Origin of the sequence: Synechococcus sp. H60.1 (assembly GCF_047462335.1) — a bacterium.
Lineage (GTDB): Bacteria > Cyanobacteriota > Cyanobacteriia > Thermostichales > Thermostichaceae > Thermostichus.
Map to the genome: position 1 here is coordinate 1 of NZ_JANSJA010000010.1, position 2,622 is coordinate 2,622.

At 47.4% G+C, this 2,622-nt stretch carries 1 protein-coding gene; it reads right to left on the minus strand.

The window, feature by feature from the left end; translation table 11 throughout:
• A partial coding sequence (locus NW852_RS00430; RefSeq protein ID WP_414426379.1) for a TylF/MycF/NovP-related O-methyltransferase occupies positions 1–2,622 on the minus strand: 2,622 nt, incomplete at both ends.

Genomic DNA, 2,622 nt, shown 5'->3' on the forward strand with positions numbered 1-2,622 from the left:
GTCCTTTGGGAAAACGCTCCCGCTTCAGAGGGTAGCGGTAGTTCATATGCTGAATCAGCCTCTCCCACTGCCAAGGGTTCAAGCCAGACACCACAGAACAAAGCGGCTCCTCAGCTACTTCCTCTCCTTTCTCCATGAGTTTGAGGATTACATTCCCCGCCGCCATTTCTAGTGTTTGATTGGCTAGCTGTGGATCCGGATCTCCGAGTAGGATAAGAGCATAGTCTTTTGGATTTGGACTAAGCAAGATTTGCTCCAGCAGCTTCTCTAACTCCTGCACAAGCTGCTCCGTTTCCAGCTCCCAGTAAGGAAAAAGGACAACGTTAAACTTGCTCAGGTGGATCCCTTGCGGAAGTGTGGTTTCCGTTAAGCTATCCCAATCCTTAACAATGGGTATGTTTTCAGATGGACTAAACCAGGCAGGACTTAGCCAACTGTCTGCCTCTATTTCTTTATATCCAAGAGCTTCACAAACATTATGCATTCGAAAGAAAACTCCAATTTGCTGCTCGAAATCATGAACGGCCTTTTTGCATCCCTGCCAATCTTGATAGTCATCAACCTGAACAAATCCTTTGGTATGTACCTTGTTGTACAAGTTGCTAAAAATATCCATTGTGGACTGATACCAGTCAGCGTCTGCATGTAGAAAAGCGATCTCGCCTACCTGGTCACGGTAAGCTGGCAATGTGTCAGCAAACAGTCCTTGAACAGGAACAATGAGATCCCAAACTCCTAGTTCCCTACTGATTACCTCCAAGTTCTCCGAGACAGGAGCCCCCAAAGCTCCAGCTCCATAGGGAGTATCATTGGCAAAAAATCCTCTGTAATCTCGGTCTACTTCTGTTGGCTGAGGCATTCCTGAGAAGGTGTCGAAAGCGTAGACTTTGCGAGGTCGGCGGCTGTAGTTTTTGATCACCCAAGCTAGCAGTGCAGAGCTGCCTCCTCTGCAAACGCCACACTCAACAAAGTTCCCAGGGATGTCTTCTTGGCAGACTCGCTTGGCCAAGGTGTAGAGATTCCAGAGACGCTCAAAGCCCAAAAGGGTAAAGGCCTTAACCTTTTCCAAAACTCTCGATAACTCAAGGTTGCATACCGGGTATCCCTTCAAATGTTCTGGCAGTGTCCAATCAACAGCAGGATCCGGAATATGCTCCACAGGCTGGACGTTACCCCGCCAAGCGACGCCCATGATCTGCATGGTTTGGTAAATCATCGTGTTCCAGCCTCGAGCCCTTAGGTAGTTTAAGCCCTCAGCTACATCCGGTGAAGCAAGGCCGTGAAAGAGAATTAGAGCATCTTCAGCAGCGTAGCGGTCTGCCACCTGAGCATCTAGCAGAGGAGCTGGCGCGTCATGATTTCCATCGATGTAGATCAAAGACCAGCGGCGGTTCTTTTCCCGAGCAATCTCTTCCGCCTTCTCTGGGCTGTAGCCGGGATACAGGTTGACATTGGAGCGAACTCCCGCCAGGCGGAGAGACTGATCCACACTTTCATAAATCTGAGGATTGGCCAGAGCAGGATCCACCACATCAAGAACAACTCCTCCCGATGCAAGGTGAGCAGTTGACCAACCTAGCCAACACCCAATCTCCAAAGCAGGTTTTCCTTGGAACTTAAGAGCAGTATTGTACAAGATATGTGCTTCATCTCGGCTGACAAAACCAATAATTGGCTGACGTAAGTCTGCGTACCAAAGATGGGGAACCTCTTTCCGCAAGTAGGGCCGGGGGTGAGAGCTTGGGTTCACTGAAGTCATTGAAGGGAAAGCGCGATCCAGATAAATTTTTCTGTGGTTGAGTGACACGTAATCATATCTTCTGACTGGAGAAAGGTGCTTTCCAGAGTACCGAAGACTGGCTTCAACTTTATAGCCGTCAGTACTGCTAACTATCTGAGTTTCTCTATCCTTAGTTTTGTGGGTGATGTGTAGGATACCTATAGGGCTGTGAGGCTTCCAGGGTTCAACCCAGAGTTTTCTTTCCCGATCCCACTTAGGTAACTGACTGTGAGCTGTCCAATTGCAAATCAAGGGTAAAACCTGAAAACTACCCAATCCTAGATCATTGTAGAGAGCTACGTTGAGAGCATACTGATCTGAGTACAAGTCTAAGCTCATAGAGATAGCTTGCCTACTTCTTTCTTTCCACACCGCCCAGTGAATAGCCTGGTCTTTTCCAGAAAACACACCAGCATTGAGAGTCGGTCTTATATACAGATGATTATATGTCGTCTCAAAGTACCTCATATACCTCGAAAGGTGGAAACTTTGATGAGAAAATGGAAATGGATCGAAAAGTGTATTTACTAGCTCAGGAACAATTGCGAAGCCTGCGTGTATTGCTCCTAGTTCAAGCAGTTCAATCGCAGACCACTCCTGCACCCAGGCATCCGCATCGATCCAAATGTAAACCTCATAGCCCGGAAAATACTCAGGTAGAAATGGCCTAGATAACAAAGCTTTAAGATAATTAGGATAGCTATTACTATTTGGAATGTCATAATTCCAACTTGGCTCAACGACGTGGTCAACGTACTGACTTATCCACTGCAACTGTTCTGGAGTGAGGCCTACATCAAAGAATCCAATATCGACGGAGTAGCCCTGTGGCTTCTCTCGGA